This is a genomic window from Devosia ureilytica (assembly GCF_024273195.1).
GTDB classification, from domain to species: Bacteria; Pseudomonadota; Alphaproteobacteria; order Rhizobiales; family Devosiaceae; genus Devosia; species Devosia ureilytica.
Map to the genome: position 1 here is coordinate 54,369 of NZ_JAMZCU010000007.1, position 25,197 is coordinate 79,565.

Below are 25,197 nucleotides of genomic sequence, written 5' to 3' on the forward strand. Positions count from 1 at the left end.
GTCGCGTTTCCGAACCGCAAACCGGTGGCAACTTTTGCTGGAAACGCTTGTTTGGGAAGCCGCCGCCCCGAGGGGCGACGGCTAGAGGTCGGGAGGTGCCATTCGAGCATAGCTCTCATGGCCTTCTCGCCTACAATCGCTCCACCGGAGCGATTGTGCCTTTCGGCCGGCTCGAAGTTACTTGTACTGCTCGAGTTCAGCAGCGGCCTTTTCAAGGGCAGCGGCAGGCTCGGCGGCGCCGGTCACGACGGACTGGACCATTTCGATCATCACGTTCTGCAGGCCGATATAGTCGGTCAGCAGCGGCTCGGGGCCACCGAACTCGATGCCGTCCAGGAAGGGCGCCCAATAGGGCTTTTCGGCAACCAGTTCATCGGAGTGAAGCGGGCGCAGCGGGGTCAGGCCCTGTGCCATTTCCGCATCCCACTGACGGTCGCCGTCGGTGATGTACTTGGCAAGGCTGATGGCCTGCTCTTCAACACCGGTGCCCTTGAACACGGCCAGCGCGTCGGTGATCAGCAGCGTGCCGGGACCCTTGGCGTCGGGCCCAAGTGGCAGGTTGGCAACGCCCCAATTCATGCCGGCTTCTTCGGCACGAAGGGCAGCACCCGGGGAGGCTTCGATCATGGCGACGCCGCCGTCCAGCCAGATGGCACGGACTTCGTTCTGCTCGTAAGCGGTCGGGCCTTCTTCCGAGTAGGGAATGATGTCCTTGAGGGCGGTCAGGGCCGCCAGAACCTGCGGCGAGTTCAGTGTGATGTTGCCATCGGCATCGATCACCTGGCCGTTATTGGTGTAAACCCAGTGCAGGAACTGGTGCATGGTGTTGTCGAAGGTCTTGGCGACGGCGCCATAACCGGCGGCATCGGTGTTCTCGGTGATCTGCTTGGCGAAAGCGATCTTTTCTTCCCAGGTCTTGGGCGGGGTTTCCGGATCGAGGCCAGCAGCTTCGAACAGGTCCTTGTTCCAGAACAGCGCCTTGGTCGAGAAGGCCACCGGAACGCCCCACTGGGTACCATCGAAGGTCACGGTGTCGGGCACATAGTTGTAGTAGGCGGCCTTTTCTTCTTCGGTCATCGGGACCGGGACGATCAGGTCGTTCTGGGCGAACTGCTTGAGCGTACGCGAGCCGACATAGGCCAGCGCGACCGGGGTGCCGGCAGCGGCCAGCGTGGTCACCTTGTCCTGGCACTGGCCCCAGCCCACGATTTCGGGCACGACCTTGAAGCCGGGATTGGCAGCTTCCCACTCGGCGAAGTGTTCGGCATAGCCTGCAGTCAGCTCGTCACCGCAGTTGATGAAGGTGATTTCCTTGTCCTGGGCAAAGGCCGCCGGGGCGGCGCCGGCCAGAGCCAGCATGGACACGGCCATCAAACCGATTGTCTTTTTCACTTGGTAGTCTCCCTTGATGTGGGCCCCTCGGCCCTTTCCGAAGCTGCCTCGTGTTTCACCGAAACACCCGACCAGCTCCAAACTCCTTGTTGATCCTGTTTCCGAAGTGGAAACGCTCTCTACTGCTTCACGGCACCAGCGGTCAGGCCGGCGACGAGATAGCGCTGCAGGAACACGATGACGATCATGACCGGCAGGATTCCGACGAACGAGGCTGCCATCAGCTCATTCCAGACCACTTCCTGCTTGCCGAAGAAGGCGAACAGCCCGATCGGCAGCGGCATGAATTCGGTTTTGGAATTGAAGGTCAGCGCGAAGATGAACTGCTGGGCGTAGGCGCCGATGAAGGTCATGATGGCGACCACCACGATGCCCGGCATGGCCAGCGGCAGGATGACACGACGCAGGGTATAGAGGCGCGATGCTCCGTCGACCCAGGCGGCCTCGTCCAGCTCGCGCGGAATGCGCATCATATAGGTGCGCAACAGCCAGATAGACGAGGGAATGAGAAAGGCGGCGCCCGGCACGATCATGGCCCAATAAGTATTGAGCAGCCCCAGGGTCCGCATCAGGCGGAACAGCGGGATCAGCAGCACGGCGCCCGAGAACATGTTGACGGCGAGGAACCCGGCGAGCAGCAGGCCCGCCCCGGCAAAGTTGAAGCGGGCGAAGGCGTAGGCGCCCGGCACCACCACGGCGACCACGATCATGGTCACAACGGTGGAGATGAAGAAGGAATTGAAAATGTGCATGCCCAGCATGGGGACCGACGTCCACATATTGACGTAGGAATCGAAGGACCATGTCTTGGGAATGAAGCTATAGGGCGTCGAGAACAGTTGCGCCAAAGGCTTCAGGGACACCAGGAACCCTTCGATAAAGGGCGCCAGCACGAAGAACAGGAATACCGCAATGCCGGCATAGAGCCCGATCACCTCGATCAGGCGATAGCGGTCGATCATCGGGCGGGAAGCAGACCACATGCCACGCCGGGTTTTGACCTGTGGCTTGATGCTGACCTTGCTCTCGGCGGCGGCAACTTCGGTGGTGCGGGCGACGTCGCTCATTTGGCCTCTCCCTGCTGGAGCTTGCGCACGGCGCGGAAGTAAACGATGCAGAACATGGTCACGAAGATCGAGATGACCACGGCGCGGGCAGCGCCTTCGCCATACTTCCGAGAGCCCATGGCAGTCTTGTAGGTGTCGATAATCATCGTGGTGGTCGAGCCGGACGGACCGCCCTGGGTCAGGATCCAGATGATGTCGAAGGAATTGAAGGTGGCGATGAGCGAAAGCAGGCTCATCGTGATGATTGCCGGTACCATCAGCGGCACGGTGATGCGGCGGAAGCGATAGAAGCGGCCAGCGCCATCGGTCCAGGCGGCCTCATGCAGATCGCGCGGGATCGACTGCATGGCGGCCAGGAAATAGATGGTGACCATGGGCACGCCGATCCAAACGTCGGTGACGATGGTGGCCCAGAAGGCAGTGTCGCCATAGGCGAGCCACGCCACGGGGCGGTCGATGACGCCGAAGTTCTGCAACAGGCCCGAGATCATGCCGAACTGGCCGTTATACATCCAGCCCCACATGAAGATGCCGATGGCCATGGGCACGATCCAGGGCGGCATGGTGAGGATGCGGAAGACCATCTGGCCGGGAATGGCGGCATTGAGCAGCACAGCGCCGCACATGCCGATGATCATTTTCATCGACACCGAGAAGAAGGTCCACACGAAGGTGCGGATGATTACCTCGGTGAAATTTCCGGCCCCAAAGATGCGCTCGTAATTGGCCCAACCGACAAAATCGTAGGTGGCGCGCAACGAGGCATTGGTGAACGAGAGGATGATCGTGTCGACCAGTGGATAGGCCACGATGATCAGGATGTAGATCAGTGCCGGAGCCAGCAGGGCGAGGGCGAACAGGGTGGCGCTTCTGGTGCTGGTCATCGGCTGTCTCCTCAGTGCCCGCGGCCCAGAGCAGCATCGAAACGCTGCCAGATGGGGGCCATGTCGACGACGGTCTTGTTGACCATCGCCTCGTCCATCGAGAGGGCTAGCAGCCCCGCCTCAAGTGCATCGGTGACCGAGACCGGCAGCGGCACACCATCGAGCATGTGCTTGAGGATGTCCTCGGCCATCTGCTCGTCGGCACCATAGTGCTGGGAGAGCTCGGAGGTCTGGTAGGTGGCGTCCGTCAGGCGCTCGGAGGTGCGACTGTCGGTGACGCGGAAGTAATTGCGAATGAAGTCGCCTTCCGCCATGCCCTTGGCGCCCATCACCGCAAAGCGGCGGAAATCGTCGGGCACATTGAGATTGGTGTGGAAGGTCAGCGCCGAGCCATTTTCGTATTGAACGATGGCGGTCTGGAAATCGATGATATCGCCATCGCTGTCAAAGACCTTGTCGCTCCCCAGCCAGCCGGACGGCTTGCGGTGATAGACTTCGAGATCATTGACGCCGGTTTCCTGCGGAGCATTGTCCGGCACGAAGGTCTTGCGCCCGCCGAAGCTGGCAACATAGCGCGGACGGCAGCCCATGACGCCGTTGTAGAGATCAAGATCGTGGCAGCACTTTTCGAGCATGAAGCTGCCCGAATATTTTCCATAGCGACGCCAGTCACGCATGAAAAAGGCGCCGTGATAGGGCGGAATATGCTCCGAGGCCTCAATTGAGGTGATCTCGCCCAGCTTGCCTTCGGCCTGGGCCTTGCGCAGGTCAACATAAAGCGGCGCATAGCGCAGCACGAGCCCAACCATGACATTGTCGGAGCCATACTTACCGATCAGCTCGGCCAGTGCCATGGTGTCCTCAATGGAGGTAACAACCGGCTTTTCGGCAAAAATCTTCATGCCGCGCTCGAGACCGATGCGGATGTGCTCAAGGTGCAGGTGATTGGGCGAACCGACCATCAACAGGTCGAGATTGCCATTATCGATCAGCGCTTCGAGACTGTCATAGGACTTGCCGACAGAAACGCCATGTTCGGTGGCATAGGCCAGACCGGCCGGCGCCGGATCCACATAACCCACAATCTCGAAATCGTCCCGGGCAACGGAAAACACCCGCGCCAGATAGCCAAGACGATAACCGAGGCCGATAATGCCTACCCGCATAACCCTGCCATTCCCTGTTTTATTAGTCCGCCGATCTCTTGCGGATCGGTGTCGTTTGTGTAAACGATTTTCAAGACTAGGCGCCTTCTCAACGCTATGTCAACACACATTCGACGCCATTACAATACCAATTTAAGCCACCATGTTTCCCTGCCCAAAACCGCAGCACTTTGCTGTATTTCTAAGCGTTTTGCGTCGCAAAGCCGGCATCAGGGGTGTGGACAAAGTGCTGTACAAGGCGCAGCATGTCGCAATTGGTATCCATGTGGACACTTTCATGAAGTGTCGCTGCGATGGCCTACATGAAAATATGAAACAGAACTGGCGAACGTGCCTCAGCGCGCTTCCCACCACAGACAGAGACGACGATGAGCCATTCGAGCAATCCCTTCCCCAATGACGCCGACCGCTCGGCAATCTGGACCATGCTGGTGCCGCGCGACATCAAGGCCTTCGTCAATGCCGATTGGTCGATGGTAGCTGATGACTTCGTTGCCGATGACTTCATGGGCATCAATGGAAATCGCGATGACAATCCGGATGGCTGGACGATCAGCTATCCGACTTTGGCCGATTATAGCCAAGAGTGGCTGCGCCAGGCGCACGAAGGGCAGAAAGTGGTCTATGCCGAAGACCAGGAAGCGGGCATCCATCGCGCCACCAGCCTCAACGAAATCGAGATCACTGGCGAGCGCGCCATTGCCCACAAGAAGTTTGACGGCGAAATCAAACTGGCCGACGGGGGCGTTGATCGTCTCAACTGGCAGACCCTCTATTTCTGCCGCAAGGTCGCCGGGCAATGGAAGCTTACCGGGTTCGTCGGGTACCTGCCCTATCCGATGGGCAAGCAGGGCTGAGGTTCTAGAACCTTCACCTGCCAGCCCCCTCCCTCGCGGGGAGGGGCTGAGGGTGAGGTCCCAGCCAGCGCCAAGCGCAAAAAGCACCCTAGCCCTGCCCTCCCCGTAGAGGGGAGGGAGTCGCATCGAGCCACCGGGCAAGCCGGTGGCCCTCACGATTGAGCCGCGCCATGTCCTTCCTCTCTCCTCAGCGCCTTGTCATGCTGGTGTTCTTCCTGCAGCCCGTCGCCTTTGGTTCGTGGTTACCCCGTATTCCCGAAGTGCAATCGGCCATTGGCCTGGGGCCAGCTGCCTTGGCGCTGGCGCTGCTCGGCATGCCGGTGGGCACATTGCTGACGCTGCCCTTTGCTGGGCCTCTCGTGGGTCGGATCGGCGGGCGCATGGCCATCATCATCGGCTTCATTCTCTATTCGATTGCGGCGAGCTTGCCGGTTCTGGCGCCCAACGCGGGCCTGCTGTTCGTCGCCCTGATGCTGTCTGGCTCGGCCATTTCCTTTGTTGAGCTGGGACTTAATGTGCAGGCGGACCTGGTTGAAAAAGCCACCGGCAGGCTTTTGATGAACACCGCCCATGGCTGCTGGTCGCTCGGCATCATGGCGGGGAGCCTCATCGGCTCGGGCTTTGCTGGCCTGGGGATTGCCCCCGCCATCGCCGTGCCCCTGCTGGCGGCACTGGTGCTGCCCGTGGCGCTCGGCGCGGGCATCGCCCTACCAGTGCTGCACGACACGCCGGCCGCCGGCGAGACGCAGCGCTCGTCCTGGTCGCTGCCCAGTCCGGCGCTGATCGGGATATGCCTCTTTGTCTTCGGCATCACCATGACCGAAGGCGCCATGGCCGATTGGTCCGCCATATTCCTGCGCGACGCACTCAATGCCGAAGGGGGCCTGGTTGGCCTTGGCTATTCGGTCTTTGCCTTCATGGTGGCGACCGGTCGGTTCGGCGGCGACTTCCTCAAGCGCCGCCTCGGCGGCGTCAACACCGCCCGCCTGTGTGGCAGCTTGGCCGTCGCTGGCGCGGTGCTGCTCTATTTCTCGCCCAGCGTCCAGATTGCGCTATTGGGATTTGGCATTATTGGCGTTGGCGTTTCGGTGGGCTTCCCCCTCGCGGTGACCGCTGCCGCCGGCATTGGCGACCGTGCCGCCTCGGCCAATGTGGCCGTGCTGTCCTTCGTGGCTTTGACCGGGTTCCTGATCGGGCCGCCGCTGATTGGCCTTGTTGCCGAACACAGCAACATCCGGCTTGGGGTCGCCTGTGTCATCCCGGTGCTGATCGTGAGCGTGCTGCTGACCGGACGACTGACGCCAAACAAGAGGGCTTCCCCTGCCCCGGCCTTTCGGGCGTAGCCCTCATGGCCTTTTCGCCTCAAATCGCTCCCAAGGAGCGAATTGATCTAACAAGACGTCTCGAAGTCCCGGAGTGATCTGATGCGCATTGCCGTTGCCGGACTGCATACCGAATGCAGCACCTATAATCCTGTGCTTGCCCGTGAAGCCGATTTCCGTGTGCTGCGCGGCCCATCAATGCTCAAGGACCAGTATTTCGATTTTCTGACCCATTTCCCTGCCGAATTCGTCACCATCATGCATGCCCGCGCCATTGCCGGCGGGCCGGTGGAGCAGGCGCTCTACCACACGTGGAAGGCCGAGATCATCGCCGGCCTCAAAGCCGCCATGCCGCTCGACGGGGTCTATCTGGCCATGCACGGCGCCATGAATGTCGAAGGCATGTTCGACGCCGAGGGCGACTTCATCACCGCCGTGCGCGAGACCGTCGGACCCGACGTACTGATTTCGGCCAGCTATGACCTTCATGGCAATATCAGCCAGCGCATCATTGACGGGCTGGACATGTTCTCAACCTATCGTACCGCGCCCCATATCGATGTGCCTGACACCATGCGCCGCGCCGTGACCATGCTGGTGCGGGCGCTGAAGACCGGCGTAAAGCCTATCCTCGCCTGGGCGCCAGTGCCGGTACTGCTGCCGGGCGAGCGTACCTCCACCCAGGATGAACCGGCGCGGACCTTCTATACCCAACTGCACGAAGTCGAGGAGCCGAGCGGCATCTGGGATGCCTCGTTCCAGGTGGGCTATGTCTGGGCCGACGAGCCCCGCGCCACCGCTTGCGCGGTGGTGACCGGCACGGATCATGCGGCTATCGAAAAGGCAGCCACGCATCTGGCGCAGAACTATTGGGATATCCGCGAGGGCTTCGTCTTCGGCATGGAAACCGGCTCGATTGTGGATTGTGTCGACCGCGCCCTCGCCAGCCTGACCCATCCGGTGGTACTGGCCGAATCGGGCGACAATCCAACCGGCGGCGGCGTAGGCGATCGCGCCGAAGTGCTCGCGGCGCTGATCGCGCGGGGCGCGACGGGCGTAATCTTTGCCGGGATCACCGACAAAGCGGCGACCGATGCAGCCTATGCAGCGGGCGTTGGCGCGCGGCTAATGCTCCATATCGGGGCCAGCCTTGATCCGTCCAGCACACCAGTGGATGCCGAGGCCGAGGTGATTTTTCTTGCCAAAGTGGACGACGCGCGCCTGCGCGAAGCCGTGGTGCGGATCGGTGGCATTGACCTGGTGCTCACCGCCCGTCGCCGCCCATTCCACAACATTGTCGACTTCACCAGGCTGGGGCTCGATCCCAAAAGTGCGAAAATTATCACGGTGAAATCAGGCTATCTCTCGCCCGAGCTTGGCCCCCTAGCCAATCCCGGGATCATGGCGTTGTCGCCTGGAGTGGTCGACCAGTTCGTGGAGCGCACCGAGCGGAAGCATACGCCCCGTCCGAGCTATCCGTTTGATCGGGATTTCGCGTTTACCCCGGTTGTGAGGTGGTCGAAGCGGGCGGGTGACGGAACAGCAAGGCACCCCCACCCTTGATCCCTCCCCACAAGGGGGGAGGGAGACGATGAACACTAACGCTGCGGTCCCGCGCCTCCCTCCCCTTGATGGGGAGGGAGTGAGGGTGGGGTGATCTTCGCTTCAGACCATCCCCTTCCCCACTGCCCGCCTTTCGTTTAATCAGCAAACGAAAGGGAGCGCGCGAACATGACCCCGACAATGCGGCAAGCGAAAATCGTCGAATTGGCGCGCCAGCAGGGTGAGGTCAGCGTCGAGGAACTGGTCGCCGCTTTTGAGGTCACGCCGCAGACCATTCGCAAGGATCTCAATACTCTGTGCGACCGGGGCGCGCTCAAGCGGACCCATGGCGGGGCGATGCACCCTTCAGGGGTGGAGAATGTCGAATATGAAGCGCGGCGCCAGATTGCTCCGATCGAAAAGCGGGCCATCGGCAGGGCGGCGGCGGCACTGATCCCCGATCATGCCTCGCTGTTCATCAATATCGGCACCACCACCGAGGCCGTTGCGCAGGCGCTGACCGAGCATCGCGGGCTCATGGTCATCACCAATAATATCAATGTCGCCAATCACCTCCGCATCGTGCCGACGATGGAAGTGGTGATTGCCGGCGGCGTGGTGCGGCCCAGCGATGGCGGCATCGTGGGCGAGGCGGCGGTGGATTTCATCCGCCAGTTCAAGGTGGATTTCGCCGTCATCGGGGTTTCCGCCATAGACCCGGATGGCGCCTTGATGGATTTCGATTTCCGCGAGGTGAAAGTGGCGCAAGCAATCATCGCCAATGCGCGCCACGTCATCGTCGTCTCCGATGGGACCAAGTTTACCCGCACCGCGCCGGTGCGGATTGGCCACCTCAGCCAGGCGCATAGTTTCATTACCGACATTTGCCATCTGGATTCCATCCGCCAAGTCTGCGCAGATGCCGGCATTACCTTGATTGAAACAGGCGCTGCCTGATTTTTCCCGGACCTTTGCCATGAAGACAATTTCCGACCTCGCCGCCGCGCTGATTGCCGCGCATGCGGGCGGCCCCAAGCTTGACGCGCCGCCCGAGGCGCTGGTGCCCGTCGATCTGGACGCGGTTTATGCCCTGCAGGATGAAATCCTTGCGCAAATCGGCCCGGTTGGCGGCTGGAAGATCGCAGCCGGGCTGGGCGACCCGCCGCTCTGTTCCCCCATTCCGGCCAATCGCTATTTCGCCGCTGCCGACCTGATCGATGGCAAACACCATCGGATCTTCCTCGCCGAGATCGAAATCGCGGTGCGCCTTGGGGCGGATCTGGCCGCCGGAGCGACAACCGAAGCGGTCGAGGCCGCGATAGCCAGCGTGCATCCCGCCATCGAACTGGTCGGCAATCCCTTTACCGACCGCGATGCCATGCCGCGCAATCTGCAGTTGGGCGATTTGCAAAGCAATGGTGCGGTGGTCGTGGGCGCGGCGCTGGACCGGTCGATCATTGCAGGTCTCCACACGTTGCCGGTTGCCCTCGAACTCGATGGCAAGCCGGTTCACGCTGTCGACAAGGGCGCCAGCTGGACCGAAACTCTTTCGGCCATCGCCTGGCTCTCCGGCCATGCCGCCGCGCGCGGTCTGCCGCTCAAGATGGGCCAGGTGATCATCACCGGTGCCCGCGCCCTGGCGCCGCTCGATGGGGCCAAAATGATCGAGGGTGTTGTCGGCGATTGGGGCCGGGTGACCTGCGGAGTTTAGGAAGGCGCGGCGCGCATCGGGACGACCGCCAAGTCACAGTTCAACTCCCCTTCTCCCTTTGGGGGAGAGGGTTGGGGTGGAAGCCTCACGCCAAATCATGCTGGTTGAAAGGCCCCCTCACCCGGCCTTCGGCCGACCTCTCCCCCAAGGCAGAGGTGACAAGCGCAATCACCCCCTGAAGGTGTTCTCCGCGATGGAGGCCGGTTTCATCTCGATAGAAAATCCGGCGCGTTCCGGCGGCATATAGGCGGCACCCTTGATCACGCAGGGATCAAGGAAGTGTTCGTGCAGGTGATCGACATATTCGATCACCCTGCCCTGCCGCGTGCCCGAGACGACGAGATAGTCGATCATCGAGAGATGCTGCACATATTCGCAGAGACCAACGCCGCCGGCATGGGGCCAGACCGGCTTGCCGTATTTGGCGGCCATCAGCAGCACGGACAGCACTTCATTCAACCCGCCGATACGGCAGGCGTCGATCTGGACCACGTCAATGGCGTCGCGGGTGATGAACTGCTTGAAGAGGATGCGGTTCTGGCACATTTCGCCAGTGGCGACCTTTACCGGCGCAATGGCTTCGCGGATCTTGCGGTGGCCCTCCACATCGTCGGGACTGGTGGGCTCCTCGATGAAGTAGGGTTCAAACCTCTGGAGAGCATTGACCCAGTCAATCGCCAGATCGACCTCCCAGACCTGATTGGCATCGATCATCAGGTAGCGGTCCGGCCCCATGATCGAGCGGACGATTTCGAGGCGGCGAATGTCGTCGTCGAGGTCGCGGCCGACCTTCATTTTGATATGGGTGAAGCCGGCCTCGACGGCCTCGCTCGCCAGCCGCGTCAGCTTTTCGTTGGAATAGCCCAGCCAGCCGGCCGAGGTGGTGTAGCAGGGATAGCCCTCAGCCCGCAGACGAGCGATGCGCTCGGCCTTGCCCGGCTCGGCCGATTTGAAGATGGCCAGCGCTTCCTCGGGTGTGATGGCGTCCGTGAGGTAGCGGAAATCCACGATGGAGACGAGCTGTTCGGGGCTCATTTCGCTGACATAGAGCCAGACGGGCTTTTTGGCGCGCTTGGCAAGCAGGTCCCAGACTGCGTTGACCACGGCCCCGGTGGCCAAGTGCATGGCGCCCTTGTCGGGCCCGATCCAGCGCAGCTGACTGTCGCCGGTCATGTGGCGCCAGAAGCGGCCCGGATTTTCCTCCACCCAGTCGAGATCGAGACCGACGACCCGGTCGGTCAGCGCGATAAGGGCGGCGCAGACCACTTCATTGCCCCGACCAATGGTGAAGGTCAGGCCATGGCCATCATAATCTCCGTCGGTGCCGAGCACGACATAGGCCGCGGAGTAGTCAGGGTCCGGGTTCATAGCGTCCGAGCCGTCGAGCGAGGCCGACGTGGGGAAGCGCAGGTCGTGGGTGGTGAGGGAAGTGATCTTCATGTCGCTTCGTGGCTCACGCCGTCCAGCCGCCATCGATGATGTGCACCTGTCCCGTCGTGTAGGTGGCGCCAGCCAGATAGACCGCGAGGTCAGCAATTTCGTCGGGCCGGGCGATGCGGCCGATGGGTTGGCGGGCGATGAAGGCCTTCTTGGCAGCCTCAAAATCGCCGGTGGCGTGCCAGCGCTGATGGAGGCTCGGGCTATCCACCGTGCCCGGGCAGATGGCGTTCACGCGGATGCCATGGGTTGTGTAGTCGGCGGCGATGGACTTGGTGAGGCCAACCACGGCGGCCTTGGAAATGGTATAGGCGGCACGATTGGGCACGCCTTTGATCGAGCTTGCCACGGTCGCCATATTGATGATGGCGCCATCGCGGCGTGCCAGCATCTGCGGCAGCACCGCCTGGCACATGCGGACCTGCGCCCGGACATTGAGGTTGAGGGCAAAGTCGAGATCGTCGTCGCTCATTTCGAGCACCGTGCCCGAATGCACCACGCCAGCGCAGTTAAAAAGCACGTCGATGTGACCGATTTCGGCTACCGCCACATGCACCGCATCGCTCGACAACACGTCGAGCACGCGGGTCGTCACATCGGGCACAGCATCCAGTTCGTCCAGCAGGGCCGCGTTGATATCGGTGGCGATCACCTTGGCCCCGGCCCGCGCAAAGGCTTCGGCCGAGGCTCGACCAATGCCCTGGGCGGCGGCGGTGATAAGAACGAACTTTCCTGTCAGGTCGGCCATAATTTCCGAACGCTTTGGTCGTTGAACAAAAAGCGGCCCCACCTCGGCGGGGCCAGTTGCCGAACCCCGCTTGTGCCAGCAGGGATCGTCGGGAGGTATCGATATGCTGCCGGGACGGATTCCGCCCCGGCAGCATGCGCTTATTTCAGGAATTCGGCTACATTGTCCGCAGTGACAACGTCATTACCGGTGTAGATGATTTCATCAACGGTTTCGCCATTGACGATGGAAAGCAGCGTGTCCATCGACACGACGCCCATTTCGTAGGGGCGCTGACCGACCAGACCGTGCGCATAGCCTTCGCTGAGCAGTTCGAGCTGCTGGGGAAGGGTATCCGCCACGACCAGCGCCAGGGCGCCGCTGTCGACATCGGCCTTGTACTGGTCAACGAAGTTCTTCCACCCATCAGGAGCGAACATCGGCCAGCCACCGACCGGCACGATGGCCTTGATGTCGGGATTGGCCGTCTTGAGATCGCCCATCTGCTGCACGGCGAGTGCGATGTCGTCGTTCGAGAAGGTCGGCGAGCCGGGCACTTCGGTCCAGTTGGAGCCGGCAAGGGCCTCACGGACGCCATCAACGCGCAGCGCCAGGTTCGGAGCAGCAGCGCCGCCCGAGATCATGCCATAGGTGCCGCCATCGGGGGCCACCTGCAGCAGGAGCTTGCCCAGATCGACGCCGAACAGCTTGTTGTCGGTACCGACATAAGCCGTGCGGGTGCTGTCGGGAGCATCGGAGTCAAAGGTGATGACCGCAATGCCCGCTGCGGTGGCGCGGTCGATGACGGTGGTGGCAGCAGCGATGTCGGACACAGAGATGGCCAGACCATCGACGCCCTGGGTGATCAGATCTTCAATGATCTGAGCCTGGGTCGTAGCTTCATGTTCCACCGGGCCGATGTAAAGGCAGGTGACATTGCCCAGTTCGGCAGCGCGCGCTTCGCAACCGTCGCGCGTGAGGTCGAAGAACGGGTTGTTCATCGCCTTGGGGACGACGGCAAAGGTATAGGTGTCCTGGGCAATTGCAGTGCCGCCGAGGAACAGTGTGGCAATCGTGCCGAGCACGATGGCTGTCTTGGTCATGATTAGTCTCCTCCAAAAGGCCTGCCATTGGGCAAGCCGCTCCTTTTGCCGGCGAACAATTCCGCCGGCCTCCCGACACCCTGCACGGACCCCTCGGCCGCGCAGGGCGATTTCGATGTTTCTTCAGCCGTTGCGCGACGAGCGCAGCCGGTCCACCAGCACAGCAGCGACGATGATTGCGCCCACCAGTGTCTGTTGCCAGTACGGGTCGACGCGAGCCAGCACCAGGCCGTTGCGGATCACCTCGATGAGAACGCAGCCGATGATCGCGCCCGCCGCGCCGCCAACGCCGCCCGCCAGATTGGCACCGCCGATCACCGCCGCGGCAATGATAGTCAGCTCGTATGCCGTGGCCAGATTGGCGGGGGCCGAGCCAAGCCAGCCCGAGATGATGATACCATTGATACCGGCCGCGACCGAGCACAGCACATAGACCTGGATCTTGACCCGGTCGACATTGACGCCGGTGAGACGCCCCGCATTCTCATTGCTGCCGATGGCAAAGACATGCTTGCCCCAGGCGGTGTGGTTGAGCGCCACCCACATGACTGCGGCGCAGATCACCAGGTAGAGAAACGACACCGGCACCACGTCGAACAGCTTGCCAGCCGTCACGGCCAGGAACAGTTCCTTGTCCGGCCCCGCCGGAAAAGTCCCGCGACCCTGCGTGGTCACATAGACAAGCCCGCGCACCATGGAGAGCGTCCCCAGTGTGGTCACGAACGGACTGAGTTTGAGCTTGGCGATGGCCAGCCCGTTGAACAATCCTACGGCCGCAGCGGCCAAGAGACCTGCCACCAGCGCCACGGCCAATGCACTCCCTGGAAAGGGATAGAACTGGGCGGTATTCAGCGCGTTCATCGTCAGCGAGGTGATGGTGGCCGAAAGGGCAATGGTCGAGCCAACCGAGAGGTCAATGCCCCCGGTAATGATGACCAGCGTTATGCCCAGCGTCGCAATGGCGATGAAGGAGAAATTGCGGGTGATGTTGGAAATGTTGCCGCCGGTCATAAAATTGGGCGACAGCAGACTCATGACCACGATGAGCACCACCAACGCCGCCAGCACATAGGCCGATTGGCTGGCGAGAAACCCGCGCTGCCAGAAGCGGGTGCGCCCCACATTGGTGAAACTTGACGTATGGACCTGCGACATCACGCGGCCTCCTTGGCGCCGGTGATCAACGCGGTTACTTCTTCGGGTGACGAGGCGGCGATAGGCTTGTCGGCGACCTTGGTGCCGCGCCGCATGACAATCACCCGCTCGCAGACCGCGAAGACATCGGGCATGCGGTGGGAGATCAGGATCACCGCGATCCCGGCATCCTTGAGACGGTGGATCAGGTTGAGCACTTCGGCGACTTGGCGCACCGAAATGGCGGCGGTCGGCTCATCCATCAGGATCAGCTTTGCATCCGATAGTCGCGTGCGCGCGATGGCCACGGCCTGGCGTTGTCCGCCCGACATCTGCCGAACATAGTCACCCGCGCGGGTCTCGGACTTAAGTTCGTCGAACAATTCCTCGGCCCGAGCCTGCATGTCTGCGTGACGCAGGAAGCGGAACGGCCCCACCTGGCGCTTGAGCTCGCGTCCGAGGAAAATGTTCTCGGCGGCCGTCAGGTTATCGGCCAGCGCGAGATCCTGATAGACGGTCTCGATGCCCAGGCGCCTTGCCTCAGCGGGGCTGTGGATCTGGGCGTGGTCGCCCGCAAATCGCAGTGCGCCGGCGGTGGGCTGATAAATGCCGGAAATGATCTTGACCAGCGTGGACTTGCCCGCGCCATTGTCGCCCATCAGCCCCACGACTTCACCGGGCCGCACAGAAAAGCTGACGTCGGACAGGGCCCTGATGGCCCCGAACTCCTTGGTCACGCCCGTTAATTCCAAAAGTGCCAACATGTCCTCCCTTTGTTGGCGGGCAGTCATTTGGATCAGCCTTCCCACCCCGAAGGGCGAACCGCGCACCGCGTCATTGCGCGGATGCCGGACGGCTCCATCCATTGCCGGTCCTCCCCCGGCAAGAGTGAAATCGTTACCACGCGCTTAATTATATTACAATATGATAAATTCGATCCGCGTTTGAGCGGTGTGATCGACGCTTCAGCTAACGAGACCCCCGCCGACCTGTCAAGTGGTCAGACCAGTAGACAGAATTTGGTGGCGAAGCTATGAGACGAGAAAGAGGGCACGATGAAGCTTCAGGCCGTATCCAACCGCAAACTCTATATCCAGATCGCCGACCAGATCCGCGATCAGATCCATGCCGGCGAAGTCGAACCGGGGCGGCAATTGCCATCCGAACGCGATCTGGCGCTGAGCCTTGGAGTGTCCCGCCCCACTGTGCGCGAGGCGCTGATTGCGCTTGAAGTGGCCGGGCTGGTCGAGGTGCGCGTCGGGGTTGGTGCCTTTGTGCGCAAACGCGAAAACGCCAGTGAGGCCCTGCCGGAAATGAATGCCTCGCCGCTCGAAATCATGGCGGTTCGGCGCCTGCTGGAGCCCGAGGCGGCGGCACTGGCCAGCCAGAACCTATCGGCCGAAGGTCAGGCGCGGCTGGCTGAAACGCTCAGGCGAATGCGGGCCGAAAACCAGCAAGGTCAATGGTCAGCCGAGAGCGACCGGACCCTGCACATGACCTTGGCCGACGCGTGCGGCAATGCCCTGCTGCGCGAAATGCTCGACGGTTTGTGGAATTCTCGGCAAGGCGCCGTGGACACGCGGTTTCACCAGCACCTGGCGGATATTGGTGAGGTTCGGGACCATATCCTGGCGGACCATGAAGCCATTGTTGCCGCCGTGCTCAGCGGCAATGCCGAGGCGTCCCGGACCGCCATGGCGCGGCACTTGGCGTTTGCATCCGAGGCCATGCTGGAAACCTGGGAATAAACGCTCGATCATATTACCGTTGCTGGAAACGCTCTAGCGGGCCAACAGCGCCGCTTTCAATGCCGCCACCTGGGCCTGACTGGTGTTGCGCCGCGCGGGGCTGGCAAAGCCCAGTTGCGCGGCCGGAGCGCTATCGGGCGCGGCTGGCTCCCCACAGGCGCCATGCACAAACTCGAGCGGCGCCACATCAAGGATGTTTCCAACTGTCGTGGCATTGATGCCTGACCCGGCCATGATGGTGAGGCGACCATCGGCCAACTGATGCATCAGGGCGAGGTCTGCAAGGCCCTCGGGGGCAGTGCGAGCCCGGCCCGAAGTGAGAATTGTATCAAAGCCCAGCGCCACTGCCTGTTCCACGGCCTCGGCCAGATCGGGCACGAGGTCCACGGCACGGTGGAGGGTCTTGTCCATTTCCCCGGCCTCATCGGTCAGGCGTTCAAGCGTTTCGATATCGAGCCGCCCATCGGGCAAGCTCGCGCCCAGCACAACGCCGCCAAGGCCGGCCCGCCGCGCAGCGTCGATGTCGCCGAGCATGGCATCCACGTCATCAGCATCAAAAACAAAATCCCCGGCGCGCGGTCTGATCATGGCGCGGACCGGCACCGGAGCCCTGGCCGCCAATGCCAGCAGCCCCGGCATGGGCGTCAGCCCGCCCAATTCGAGCACAGAGCACAATTCCACCCGGTCGGCGCCACCGGCAATTGCAGCGGCAAGCCCCTTGGCATCATCGACGCAAATCTCGAGAAGGGTCATGCGGCGTGCTCCGAAAAGGCGAGGCTTGCGGCTCCAATCAGGCCAGCATCCACGGTCAATTGCGCCGGCACCACCAGCGGGCGGCCGATCTGGCGCAGGATACGTCCGCGGACCGCTGCGTCTAGCCGCGCGATCAGCGCATGGGCATTGCCCAGCCCGCCGCCGACGGGAATAATATCGGGGCCGATGATATTGACCGCAAGGGCCAGCGGCACCGAAACCAGCTCCACATGGAGGTCTACGGTCTGGCTTGCGGCGGCGTCGCCGGTCTCCCAACCCGCGATGATGGCTGTGCTGGGCAGATCGGTTCCATGCATTTGCCGGTGCAACTTCTCGATGCCGCGGGCGCCACCAATGGTATCGACGCAACCCAACTGCCCGCAGCCGCAGGCAAAGTGCGGTACCTCATAGGGCGGCACACTGACTTTGGTGGCCACGGCAGTGCCATGGCCCCATTCGCCCGACAGGCCACCTGCGCCACGAAACAGGCGCCCATCGGCGACAATGCCGCCGCCAACGCCAGTGCCCAGTATAGCGCCGAACACCACGCGATGCCCGCGCCCTGCCCCGGCAAAGGCTTCGGCCAGGGCAAAGCAATCGGCGTCATTGGCCACCAGCACAGCGCGCCCCAATCGTTCGCCGAGGTCGCTCGCCAGATTGCGCCCATCGATGCAGGGAATGTTGGCGACGGTGGTGATGCCGGTTTCGGGATCGACAACGCCCGTGACCGATATGGAGACGGCGCTGTTTGCTGGGGCGCCACCCGCCTCGATCAGCCCGGCAATGGCTTGAACAAAACCTGCAAAATCGTCGCGCGGCGTCGGAACCCGGCCAATCGTGGTCAAGGCACCAGGGCCGGTAGCGGTCGCGGCCTTGATGGTGGTGCCGCCAATATCGAAACAGGTGATCATATGCAGGCCCTTTGGCCGCATTTATTCCGGTTGCACCCGCACTATCAAGCGTGGGCGCAGCTAAAATCGGTCACTGCAGCAATCCAGCAAAGCGCGGCAGCCAGAGCACTAACTCGGGCACATAGGTGATCAGCATCAGGATGCCGACGAGCAAGGCAATATGGACCCAGACTTCGCGGATCATCTCGCCTAGCGGAATGCCGTTAATTGCCTTGATGATGTAGAGCAGGATGCCATATGGCGGGGTAATCAGCCCGATCATCATGTTGAACACCACCACGACGCCGAAATGGTGCAGGTCAATGCCCAGTGCCGCGGCTGTGGGGATGAACAGCGGCGTGATCACCAGCATGATGGTGGAGACGTCGAGAAAGCACCCCAGGATCAGGTAGAGGATGTTGACGAACAGCAGAAAGGTCCACTGGTTCATCTCGAAGCTCACGAGGAACTCGTAGAGCATCTGCGGCACGCGTTCGATGGCGATGGCATAGTTGAAAACGAAGGCGCCACCGAGGACGAGGGTGACCACTGCAGTGGTTTTCACCGTCTCGCGCACGACATTGAAAAATTCGGCAAAGCCCATGCTGCGATAGGCGACTGCCGCCAGGATCAGCGCATAAAATGCCGAGACGGCAGCCGCTTCAGTGGGCGTGAAGGCGCCCGAGTAGATGCCACCGAGCAGGATCACCGGCATCATCAGCGGCGGAAGAGCGCGGACGATAATGAGCGGGTACAGTCCCCACGGAATGGCGTCTTCCACCGGGAATTTGCGCTTGATGGCCACGACCTGCACGAAGACGCATTGCACCAACACGATGATCAGCGCCGGGACAACCCCCGCGATGAACAGCACGCCCACCGAGGTCGACGAGATCAACGCGTAGAACACCAGCGGAATGGAGGGCGGAAAGATCGGGCCGACCACGGCGGTGGCGGCGGTCAGTGCTCCGGCAAAACCGCGCGGGTAGCGGTCCTTTTCGATCATCATGCCGGTGACGACCTTGCCCACGCCGGCAGCGTCGGAAATGGCCGAGCCGCTCATGCCCGAAAAGATCAGCGATGTGATGACATTGACCTGCGCCAAACCACCGGGAAGGCGGCCAACCATAGCTAGGGAAAATTTGAGCAGGCGCTCAGTAATCTTGCCCGATTCCATGATGTTGGCGGCAAAAATGAAGAGCGGCACCGCCAGCGCGACGAAATTGCCGAAGACGCCATTGAGGACGTTTTCGGCGGCAAGACCAACGTCGCGACCGGACACCAGAAGGTAGAAAATCGAGGAGACGATCATGGAGATCGAAAACGGCAGCCCGGACGCCGTGATGACGATCAACAGGATGACGAGGATAGGAAGGGCGTATTCCGCCAGCATGATAAATCTCCTAGCGGGCGGTCAGATGTGCTGTCGCCAATTGCGGCCAAGCAAGCCGGCAAGGCGGTAGATCCCCTGCCCGGAAAAGGACACGAGGAACACCAGATAGCAGCCATAAATCCATTCCATGGGCAGGCGCATCACGGGCGAATTCTTGCGAGTGAGGAAGGCCAGATAATCCACGGTGTGGGGAATGAGCAGCCCAAAGGCGAGCAGCAGGACAACCATCGCGAAGATGGCCGAAATCCGCCGCCCGCCATCGGGGAGAATGTCATAGAGCACATCGAAGGACACATGCTCCTTGATGCGCACCATGAAGGCCGCCGCCCAGAAAACCGCCCAGATAAAGGCGATCATCACGAACTCTTCGGTCCAGGCTAGAGGCCGGTTCATGACATAGCGCATGAAGACCTGGACGATGAAACCACCAAAAGCCGCCGTGAAGAAAATGATCCCGAGCGTGTCGGCGAATCTCCGCAAAATGGCAAAAAGGGACTTTTGGCTATCGTTCATTTTGTCGTCCAGGTCAGGCGTGGTCCTGGCTATCAGGGAGCCAGTTCGTTGATGCGGTCAACCCAGCCCTCGGGCCAAGTGGCTGCACGGTCCGAGGTCAGGTAGAAATTCTGCACATGGGTGCGGAACGCGTCGACGTCCGGCGTGGTGACGGTCAGGCCTTCCGATTCAAAGAAGGCCACCAGGCGATCTTCATTGGCGATGCGCTCGGCATTGTTCCAGTCGCAGGCGGCGACGGCGGCTTCGGTCATCTTGACCTTTTCGTCATCGGTCAGCTTGTCCCAGGTCTCATTGTTGACGACCATGGGCAGGCCGTCGACCAGGTGGCTGGTCAGGGTGATTTGCTTGGTGACTTCATAAAATTTTGCCGCTTCAACGGTCGGCAGCGGATTGTCCTGCGCGTCGATAGTGCCGGTCTGCAGGCCGAGATAGACTTCGCCAAACGGGAGTGGGGTCGGGTTGGCGCCGAGAGCCTCGCCCAGGAACAGCCAGCTGTCGGAACCCGGCATGCGCAGCTTAACGCCAGCCAGGTCGGCCGGGGTCTGAATGTCACGCTCGGTGCGCAGGTTAAGCTGGCGGGTCCCGAGGTAGCAGGCGTCCAGGATGTGAATGCCCATTTCGTCGGACACGCGCTGCTTAAACTCTTCGCCGATGTCGCTCTCAAGCACGGCACGATAGTGTTCCGGGCTCTGGAACAGGTAGCCGGCGGTGAACAGGCCATATTCCGGGATGGCGTCGGCGATCAGCTGGAAGGCCACATATGCCATTTCAGCATTGCCGCGCTGCAGGGCGTCGAGGTCGGCATTCTGGCCGAACAGTGAACCCGAGTCGTAAAGCTGAATATCAAAGCGACCCGGAACCAGCTCTTCGAGCTTGTCGGCAAAGACCTGCATGGCCTGGGTATGCAGGTCGGTCGGCACCGAAACCGTCGTGAACTTGAGCTCAAGCTTGTCCTGAGCGAAGGCGGGCGCAGCCATCAGCGTGGCGAGCGCAGTTGCGGTCATGGCGACCAAGGCGGTTTGCTTAAGGGTCATTTCGATCCTCCCGATCAAGCGCTGTTGAGAACGGCTCGCTCCTCCCCTCCGGCAAAATATTACCGGTGAAAGCGTCCGCTTGTTTGACGGGCGGACTTTGCAACAGGATTGCACTGATGTAAACAGTGATCTAACAACTGATTGTATCAGTTCGTGTACAAGGCCAATGCGGAGGAACTTTACCGTGGCGAATTCCGATCTTTCCGGCATCATCTGCGCATCGGTGACCCCTATCACCATGCAGTTTTCCATCGATGCCGGACGGCTGGCGATGCATTGCGCGCGGCTTTTGAGCGAAGGCTGCAGCTTCGTTTCGACCTTCGGCACGACCGGTGAAGGCGCCTCGTTCTCGACCAATGAAAAGATCGCAGCCCTGCAAGACCTGCGCGATGCCGGCTCGGACATGAGCCGTCAGATTCCTTCCGTGATGACGCCGAGCAGCGATGAGGCGGGCCGCATGATCGCCGAGATCGCGGCGCTCGGATGCCGCGGCGCCCTGGTGCTGCCGCCCTTCTATTATGCCAGTGCGACCGAAGAGGGCATTGTTGCCTTTTTCGAGACGGCGCTGGAGCGGGCCGGCAATCCCGATATCGACATCCTGCTCTACAATATCCCGCAATTTACACGCATCACTTTCACGCCCAGCCTTGTGCGCAAGCTCGTCGCCCGCTTCGGCGCGCAGATCGTGGGGATCAAGGATTCGACCGGCAAGCTGGACAGCGGCGTCGAACTGGCCCAGGGCTTCCCACAGCTTTCCGTGTTTACCGGCGATGATCGCGTATTGCCCAACCTTTTGCCGCAGGGCGGGGCCGGCATGATCGGCGGCATGCCCAATGTCTTCAGCAAGGACCTGCGCCAACTCTACGAAGCGCCAGGCGCGGATAGCTCGAACGCGCTCAAGGCCAATGCCGCCACGCGCATCGAAGCGGTGGACGGCAATGGGGCGCTGCTTGCTCTCAAGGCCACGCTTGCCGCAATCTATGATGACGCCGAATGGTCACGCGCCATGCCGCCGCTGATGGAACTGGCGCCCGAGCGGGCCAAGCTGGTGTTCGACGCCATCGAAGCCACTGGCTTTGCGGTGCGGCCCGCCGCCTGATAAGCCCGGCCAGCGCAGGCATATTGGGGAGAGACATGGCACGAGCGATCAGTAGCGCCGAAACGGCCGGGGGCGGACAGGCCTCGGTGAAGAAGGCGGCCTATGAGCGGTTCCAGCAGGAGTTGCTGGCCGGCCGCCTCCGTCCTGGCCAGGTGGTATCGCAGCGCGAGCTGGTGGCGACGCTGGGCCTTTCCATCGGCGCGCTACGCGAATTGTTGCCGCGGCTAGAGGCCGAAGGCCTTCTCAACGTCATGCCGCAACGCGGAATCCAGATCACCACCATCGACCTGCCGATGATCCGCGATGCCTATCAGATGCGCATGGCCTTCGAGCGCGAAGCAACGCTGTTTGCAGTCGATCGGATGAAGGACGAGATGATCGAGGCGCAAAAGCGGCTGCACTTCCAAATTCTCGAACGCCTCCAGCAGGATCGCTCGCCCGCCTTTTTTGAGGAAAGCCAGGACGTCGATTCCAGCTTCCACGAATTACTGATCGGCTTCACCGAGAACGAGCTGCTGATCCAGGCTTACGACGTCAATTCCATCCGGGTGCGGCTGATCAAGCTTGATCGCATCACGCTGTCGGTCACCACGCTGCCCGCTGCCTTTGGCGATCACCTCGCCATTATCGACGCCATTCTGGAGCGCGACCGCTGGAAGGCGGCCGCGGCCATGGAAACCCATATCCGCAACGCGCGGGAACGAGCGCTGGCCATCTAGCGCCGTTCTGCCAAGCAATAATCGTTCAAGCCCGTGACCCCATTGCGTCCCATTGCGCTCCGCTGTGAGCACCAATCCGCGCCCATGGGGCTCAACCGCCCCGATCCGCATTTCGACTGGGCGCTTGATGGCACTGGCCATGACCGCAGCCAGACGGCCTATCGGCTGATCGTCCGACACGGCGAAACCACAGTCTGGGATAGCGGCAAGGTCGCCTCTGAGCAGACCCAGCAAATCGCCTATGCCGGCCATGCCTTGGTCTCCGACCGGTACTATGCATGGTCGGTGATGGTCTGGGACGAATCCGACGAAGCATCCGACTGGGCCGAGACACAGTATTTTCGCACTGGCCTGATGCAGCCCGAGGACTGGCACGCCAGCTGGATCGCCCGTTACTTCGTGCTGCCGGTTGGACGCGAGGCGCCGAACGACAATCTTTATGACAATCGCTGGCAAGCCCGTCCCGCGGACCATCTGCGCCGCGACTTTTCGAGTCGGACAAAGCCGGTGCGCGCCACGGTCTATGTCACCGCGCTCGGGCTTTACGAGCTCCATCTCAATGGCGAGCGGGTGGGCGAGGATGTGATGGCGCCGGGCTGGACCGATTACCATCAGCGCGTCGAGTACCAGTCCCATGACGTGACCGCACTCATCGCGGCGGGCGACAACACCATCGGTGCCATGCTGGGCGAGGGTTGGTATTCGGGCCGAGTCGGCCACAACCAGCGCCGCGCCGGCAATCACTATGGCGGCCGCCCGGCGCTCCTGTGCCAGCTCCATCTCGAATATGCCGATGGACGGATCGAGCGGATCGTCACCGACGAAAGCTGGACGACCAGCCAGGGCCCTGTCTGCTACAGCGACTTCCTGATGGGCGAGCTTTATGATGCGCGCCTGGAGCTGGACGGCTGGGCCGAGCCGGGTTTTGACGCGTCGCGCTGGCAACCCGTCGAGGTGTTTTCGCCCGATCCGCGCCCGCCGCGCCTTGAAGCCTCCCGCGCTCCGCAGGTGCGCGAGATCGTGCGTTTTCCTGGCCGCGTCCTGCACCGGGCAAAAACCGGCGGCTATATCTACGACTTGGGTCAGAACATTGCCGGCTATTGCGAACTGCAGCTCAGCGGCAAGGCGGGGGACCGCTTCACTCTGCGACACGGGGAAATGCTCGATGGCGAAGGCGAACTCTATGTCGCCAATCTCCGCCATGCCGTTGCCACAGATCACTACATTGCCCGGGGCGAGGGTCGCGAGCGCTTCAAGCCGCGCTTCACCTTCCATGGCTTTCACTATGTCGAGCTGACCCTGCCCGAGGGCATCTCGCCCGAAAGCGTCAGCCTCACCGGCATTGCCATCCACAATGATCTGAAACTGACTGGTGCCATGCGCACCGGCAGTCCAATGGTCAACCAGCTCATCTCCAATATCGAATGGAGCCAGCGCGACAACTTCCTCTCGGTTCCCACCGACTGTCCGCAGCGCGATGAGCGCTATGGCTGGAGCGCCGATGCGCAGGTGTTCTGGAAGACCGCCGGCTATGTGATGGACGTTTCGGCCTTCCTCGAAAAGTGGTTCGAGGATATTGCCGAAGCGCAATTGCCCGATGGCGCCTTTACCGATGTGGCGCCGTCCAAACCGCTCAACCCCTACCGATTGACCGCCCAGCCGGGCGCGCCCGGCTGGGGCGACGCGCCCGTCATCCTCGCCTGGCAACACTGGCTCCGCTATGGCGACCGGGCGCTGATCGAAAAGCACTATGACCGGCTCGTCGCCTGGCTCAAGCACATTGCCGATGCCAACCCGGACCATCTGCGCATCAATGCCGTCTATAACAATTACGGCGACTGGCTGAGCATCGGGCCGGCCTCGGATCGCACCATGGTGGCGACTGCCTATTGGGTGCATGTGGTCGATCTCATGGCCAGGCTCTCTGATGTGATCGGGCGCACGGACATGGTCGCCCATTACGTGGCGCAGGCCGAAGCGGTGCGCGCGGCCTTCATGAAGGCTTTTGTCGATGCCGATGGGCGCATCACGGGCGATACACAGACCGCCTATCTCCTCGCCCTCGATTTTTCGATCCTGCCTCCGGAGCTGGACGCCAGGGCCGGACAGCACCTGTTGCGAAAACTCGACGAGGCGGATGGGCACCTGCAGACCGGGTTCCTGGGTGTGAAGCATCTCTGCCCGGTGTTGAGCGATATCGGCGCATCGACCCGCGCCTATGATCTGCTATTCAACGAGACCTATCCGAGCTGGGGTTTTTCGATTGTCCAGGGCGCGACGACCATCTGGGAGCGTTGGGACGGCTGGACAGAAGACCGGGGCTTCCAGAGCGTCAACATGAATTCGTTCAACCACTACGCCTATGGCGCGGTGGGCGAATGGCTCTATGCGCGCGTCGCCGGGATAGACTGGGACGAGGCGGCGCCGGGGTATTCAACAATATGCATGCGCCCGCAATTCGACCGGCGGCTGGGCTGGGTCGAGGCGCGATATGACGCCCCCACCGGGCGGATCGAAAGCCAGTGGCGGATCGAAGGCGATGTGGTTACCTGGACCATTGCCGTTCCGCCCAATTGCCGCGCGGCGATCACCCTGCCCTCTGCACCCCTAACTCTCGTCGCCGGCGACAGGCCGCTGCCGGTTGCGGGTAAAGACTTTGCCCTTGGCTCCGGCCGCTACACCATCTCTCTTTCCATTTGAGATTTT

At 61.8% G+C, this 25,197-nt stretch carries 23 protein-coding genes; 9 read left to right on the forward strand and 14 right to left on the reverse strand.

Features of this window, described 5'->3' with window-relative positions:
* Positions 1-177 precede the first annotated feature (177 nt).
* The 4 genes from NIM87_RS16530 to NIM87_RS16545 all read right to left on the reverse strand — a co-directional run bounded on the left by NIM87_RS16530 (position 178) and on the right by NIM87_RS16545 (position 4,509).
* Positions 178-1,371, reverse strand: coding sequence for an ABC transporter substrate-binding protein (locus NIM87_RS16530; protein WP_254675898.1), 1,194 nt, complete (start codon positions 1,369-1,371; stop codon positions 178-180).
* A 140-nt stretch (positions 1,372-1,511) separates the two neighbouring features.
* Positions 1,512-2,375, reverse strand: coding sequence for a carbohydrate ABC transporter permease (locus NIM87_RS16535; RefSeq protein WP_254675899.1), 864 nt, complete (start codon positions 2,373-2,375; stop codon positions 1,512-1,514).
* Positions 2,376-2,455: 80 nt separating this feature from the next.
* Complete coding sequence (locus NIM87_RS16540) at positions 2,456-3,343, reverse strand: carbohydrate ABC transporter permease (protein ID WP_254675809.1); 888 nt, start codon at positions 3,341-3,343, stop codon at positions 2,456-2,458.
* An 11-nt stretch (positions 3,344-3,354) separates the two neighbouring features.
* Positions 3,355-4,509, reverse strand: a complete 1,155-nt coding sequence (locus NIM87_RS16545) for a Gfo/Idh/MocA family protein (protein WP_254675810.1) — start codon at positions 4,507-4,509, stop codon at positions 3,355-3,357.
* A gap of 368 nt (positions 4,510-4,877) precedes the next feature.
* Here NIM87_RS16545 and NIM87_RS16550 point away from each other — a divergent pair, with 368 nt between their 5' ends.
* The 5 genes from NIM87_RS16550 to NIM87_RS16570 all read left to right on the forward strand — a co-directional run bounded on the left by NIM87_RS16550 (position 4,878) and on the right by NIM87_RS16570 (position 9,941).
* Positions 4,878-5,366 (forward strand): hypothetical protein, encoded by a 489-nt coding sequence (locus NIM87_RS16550; protein WP_254675811.1) that lies wholly within the window; start codon positions 4,878-4,880, stop codon positions 5,364-5,366.
* A gap of 170 nt (positions 5,367-5,536) precedes the next feature.
* Positions 5,537-6,709: an MFS transporter gene (locus NIM87_RS16555; protein ID WP_254675812.1), complete on the forward strand. Its 1,173-nt coding sequence runs from the start codon at positions 5,537-5,539 to the stop codon at positions 6,707-6,709.
* 81 nt (positions 6,710-6,790) lie between these two features.
* Positions 6,791-8,251, forward strand: a complete 1,461-nt coding sequence (locus NIM87_RS16560; RefSeq protein ID WP_254675813.1) for a M81 family metallopeptidase — start codon at positions 6,791-6,793, stop codon at positions 8,249-8,251.
* 168 nt (positions 8,252-8,419) lie between these two features.
* Positions 8,420-9,187 carry a DeoR/GlpR family DNA-binding transcription regulator gene (locus tag NIM87_RS16565; RefSeq protein ID WP_254675814.1) on the forward strand — a complete coding sequence of 256 codons (768 nt, stop codon included), beginning with the start codon at positions 8,420-8,422 and terminating at the stop codon, positions 9,185-9,187.
* A gap of 19 nt (positions 9,188-9,206) precedes the next feature.
* Complete coding sequence (locus NIM87_RS16570) at positions 9,207-9,941, forward strand: fumarylacetoacetate hydrolase family protein (protein WP_254675815.1); 735 nt, start codon at positions 9,207-9,209, stop codon at positions 9,939-9,941.
* Between the two features lie 168 nt (positions 9,942-10,109).
* On the opposite strand, the gene NIM87_RS16575 is transcribed toward NIM87_RS16570, so the two are convergent.
* The 5 genes from NIM87_RS16575 to NIM87_RS16595 all read right to left on the reverse strand — a co-directional run bounded on the left by NIM87_RS16575 (position 10,110) and on the right by NIM87_RS16595 (position 15,106).
* Positions 10,110-11,381 (reverse strand): L-fuconate dehydratase, encoded by a 1,272-nt coding sequence (locus tag NIM87_RS16575; RefSeq protein WP_254675816.1) that lies wholly within the window; start codon positions 11,379-11,381, stop codon positions 10,110-10,112.
* A gap of 13 nt (positions 11,382-11,394) precedes the next feature.
* Complete coding sequence (locus tag NIM87_RS16580; RefSeq protein WP_269468124.1) at positions 11,395-12,126, reverse strand: SDR family oxidoreductase; 732 nt, start codon at positions 12,124-12,126, stop codon at positions 11,395-11,397.
* Positions 12,127-12,266: 140 nt separating this feature from the next.
* On the reverse strand, positions 12,267-13,208 hold the full coding sequence (locus NIM87_RS16585; protein WP_254675817.1) for a sugar-binding protein: 942 nt from the start codon (positions 13,206-13,208) through the stop codon (positions 12,267-12,269).
* Positions 13,209-13,331: 123 nt separating this feature from the next.
* Positions 13,332-14,363: an ABC transporter permease gene (locus NIM87_RS16590; protein ID WP_254675818.1), complete on the reverse strand. Its 1,032-nt coding sequence runs from the start codon at positions 14,361-14,363 to the stop codon at positions 13,332-13,334.
* Positions 14,363-15,106, reverse strand: coding sequence for an ATP-binding cassette domain-containing protein (locus tag NIM87_RS16595; RefSeq protein WP_254675901.1), 744 nt, complete (start codon positions 15,104-15,106; stop codon positions 14,363-14,365). Before NIM87_RS16595 ends, NIM87_RS16590 begins: the two co-directional genes overlap by 1 nt.
* Positions 15,107-15,397: 291 nt before the next feature.
* Between NIM87_RS16595 and NIM87_RS16600 the strand changes: the two genes are divergently transcribed.
* On the forward strand, positions 15,398-16,090 hold the full coding sequence (locus NIM87_RS16600) for a FadR/GntR family transcriptional regulator (protein WP_254675819.1): 693 nt from the start codon (positions 15,398-15,400) through the stop codon (positions 16,088-16,090).
* A 33-nt stretch (positions 16,091-16,123) separates the two neighbouring features.
* Here the strand turns inward: NIM87_RS16600 and NIM87_RS16605 are convergent, their stop codons facing one another.
* The 5 genes from NIM87_RS16605 to NIM87_RS16625 all read right to left on the reverse strand — a co-directional run bounded on the left by NIM87_RS16605 (position 16,124) and on the right by NIM87_RS16625 (position 20,673).
* Positions 16,124-16,843, reverse strand: a complete 720-nt coding sequence (locus tag NIM87_RS16605; protein ID WP_254675820.1) for a copper homeostasis protein CutC — start codon at positions 16,841-16,843, stop codon at positions 16,124-16,126.
* Positions 16,840-17,754, reverse strand: a complete 915-nt coding sequence (locus NIM87_RS16610; protein WP_254675821.1) for an ROK family protein — start codon at positions 17,752-17,754, stop codon at positions 16,840-16,842. The genes NIM87_RS16605 and NIM87_RS16610 overlap by 4 nt, the downstream gene beginning before the upstream one ends.
* Positions 17,755-17,824: 70 nt before the next feature.
* Complete coding sequence (locus NIM87_RS16615; protein ID WP_254675822.1) at positions 17,825-19,126, reverse strand: TRAP transporter large permease; 1,302 nt, start codon at positions 19,124-19,126, stop codon at positions 17,825-17,827.
* Between the two features lie 21 nt (positions 19,127-19,147).
* Positions 19,148-19,639 carry a TRAP transporter small permease gene (locus NIM87_RS16620; protein WP_254675823.1) on the reverse strand — a complete coding sequence of 164 codons (492 nt, stop codon included), beginning with the start codon at positions 19,637-19,639 and terminating at the stop codon, positions 19,148-19,150.
* Positions 19,640-19,671: 32 nt separating this feature from the next.
* Entirely contained in the window at positions 19,672-20,673 is a 1,002-nt protein-coding gene (locus NIM87_RS16625; RefSeq protein WP_254675824.1) for a sialic acid TRAP transporter substrate-binding protein SiaP, read from the reverse strand.
* A gap of 184 nt (positions 20,674-20,857) precedes the next feature.
* Between NIM87_RS16625 and NIM87_RS16630 the strand changes: the two genes are divergently transcribed.
* Genes NIM87_RS16630 through NIM87_RS16640 form a run of 3 tightly spaced genes read left to right on the forward strand, consistent with a single transcriptional unit; the run spans position 20,858 to position 25,191 of the window.
* On the forward strand, positions 20,858-21,772 hold the full coding sequence (locus tag NIM87_RS16630) for a dihydrodipicolinate synthase family protein (protein ID WP_254675825.1): 915 nt from the start codon (positions 20,858-20,860) through the stop codon (positions 21,770-21,772).
* 35 nt (positions 21,773-21,807) lie between these two features.
* Positions 21,808-22,491 (forward strand): GntR family transcriptional regulator, encoded by a 684-nt coding sequence (locus tag NIM87_RS16635; RefSeq protein WP_254675826.1) that lies wholly within the window; start codon positions 21,808-21,810, stop codon positions 22,489-22,491.
* 33 nt (positions 22,492-22,524) lie between these two features.
* Positions 22,525-25,191, forward strand: coding sequence for a family 78 glycoside hydrolase catalytic domain (locus tag NIM87_RS16640; protein WP_456298721.1), 2,667 nt, complete (start codon positions 22,525-22,527; stop codon positions 25,189-25,191).
* The last annotated feature ends 6 nt before the right edge of the window (positions 25,192-25,197 follow it).

What these genes read in the sequence shown, in the direction of transcription:
- NIM87_RS16530 (WP_254675898.1), bottom strand. Translation starts at nt 1,371, where the DNA reads ATGGCCGTGTCCATGCTGGCTCTGGCCGGCGCCGCCCCGGCGGCCTTT.
- NIM87_RS16535 (WP_254675899.1), bottom strand. Translation starts at nt 2,375, where the DNA reads ATGTGGTCTGCTTCCCGCCCGATGATCGACCGCTATCGCCTGATCGAG.
- NIM87_RS16540 (WP_254675809.1), bottom strand. Translation starts at nt 3,343, where the DNA reads ATGACCAGCACCAGAAGCGCCACCCTGTTCGCCCTCGCCCTGCTGGCT.
- NIM87_RS16545 (WP_254675810.1), bottom strand. Translation starts at nt 4,509, where the DNA reads ATGCGGGTAGGCATTATCGGCCTCGGTTATCGTCTTGGCTATCTGGCG.
- NIM87_RS16550 (WP_254675811.1), top strand. Translation starts at nt 4,878, where the DNA reads ATGAGCCATTCGAGCAATCCCTTCCCCAATGACGCCGACCGCTCGGCA.
- NIM87_RS16555 (WP_254675812.1), top strand. Translation starts at nt 5,537, where the DNA reads ATGTCCTTCCTCTCTCCTCAGCGCCTTGTCATGCTGGTGTTCTTCCTG.
- NIM87_RS16560 (WP_254675813.1), top strand. Translation starts at nt 6,791, where the DNA reads ATGCGCATTGCCGTTGCCGGACTGCATACCGAATGCAGCACCTATAAT.
- NIM87_RS16565 (WP_254675814.1), top strand. Translation starts at nt 8,420, where the DNA reads ATGACCCCGACAATGCGGCAAGCGAAAATCGTCGAATTGGCGCGCCAG.
- NIM87_RS16570 (WP_254675815.1), top strand. Translation starts at nt 9,207, where the DNA reads ATGAAGACAATTTCCGACCTCGCCGCCGCGCTGATTGCCGCGCATGCG.
- NIM87_RS16575 (WP_254675816.1), bottom strand. Translation starts at nt 11,381, where the DNA reads ATGAAGATCACTTCCCTCACCACCCACGACCTGCGCTTCCCCACGTCG.
- NIM87_RS16580 (WP_269468124.1), bottom strand. Translation starts at nt 12,126, where the DNA reads ATGGCCGACCTGACAGGAAAGTTCGTTCTTATCACCGCCGCCGCCCAG.
- NIM87_RS16585 (WP_254675817.1), bottom strand. Translation starts at nt 13,208, where the DNA reads ATGACCAAGACAGCCATCGTGCTCGGCACGATTGCCACACTGTTCCTC.
- NIM87_RS16590 (WP_254675818.1), bottom strand. Translation starts at nt 14,363, where the DNA reads ATGTCGCAGGTCCATACGTCAAGTTTCACCAATGTGGGGCGCACCCGC.
- NIM87_RS16595 (WP_254675901.1), bottom strand. Translation starts at nt 15,106, where the DNA reads ATGTTGGCACTTTTGGAATTAACGGGCGTGACCAAGGAGTTCGGGGCC.
- NIM87_RS16600 (WP_254675819.1), top strand. Translation starts at nt 15,398, where the DNA reads ATGAAGCTTCAGGCCGTATCCAACCGCAAACTCTATATCCAGATCGCC.
- NIM87_RS16605 (WP_254675820.1), bottom strand. Translation starts at nt 16,843, where the DNA reads ATGACCCTTCTCGAGATTTGCGTCGATGATGCCAAGGGGCTTGCCGCT.
- NIM87_RS16610 (WP_254675821.1), bottom strand. Translation starts at nt 17,754, where the DNA reads ATGATCACCTGTTTCGATATTGGCGGCACCACCATCAAGGCCGCGACC.
- NIM87_RS16615 (WP_254675822.1), bottom strand. Translation starts at nt 19,126, where the DNA reads ATGCTGGCGGAATACGCCCTTCCTATCCTCGTCATCCTGTTGATCGTC.
- NIM87_RS16620 (WP_254675823.1), bottom strand. Translation starts at nt 19,639, where the DNA reads ATGAACGATAGCCAAAAGTCCCTTTTTGCCATTTTGCGGAGATTCGCC.
- NIM87_RS16625 (WP_254675824.1), bottom strand. Translation starts at nt 20,673, where the DNA reads ATGACCCTTAAGCAAACCGCCTTGGTCGCCATGACCGCAACTGCGCTC.
- NIM87_RS16635 (WP_254675826.1), top strand. Translation starts at nt 21,808, where the DNA reads ATGGCACGAGCGATCAGTAGCGCCGAAACGGCCGGGGGCGGACAGGCC.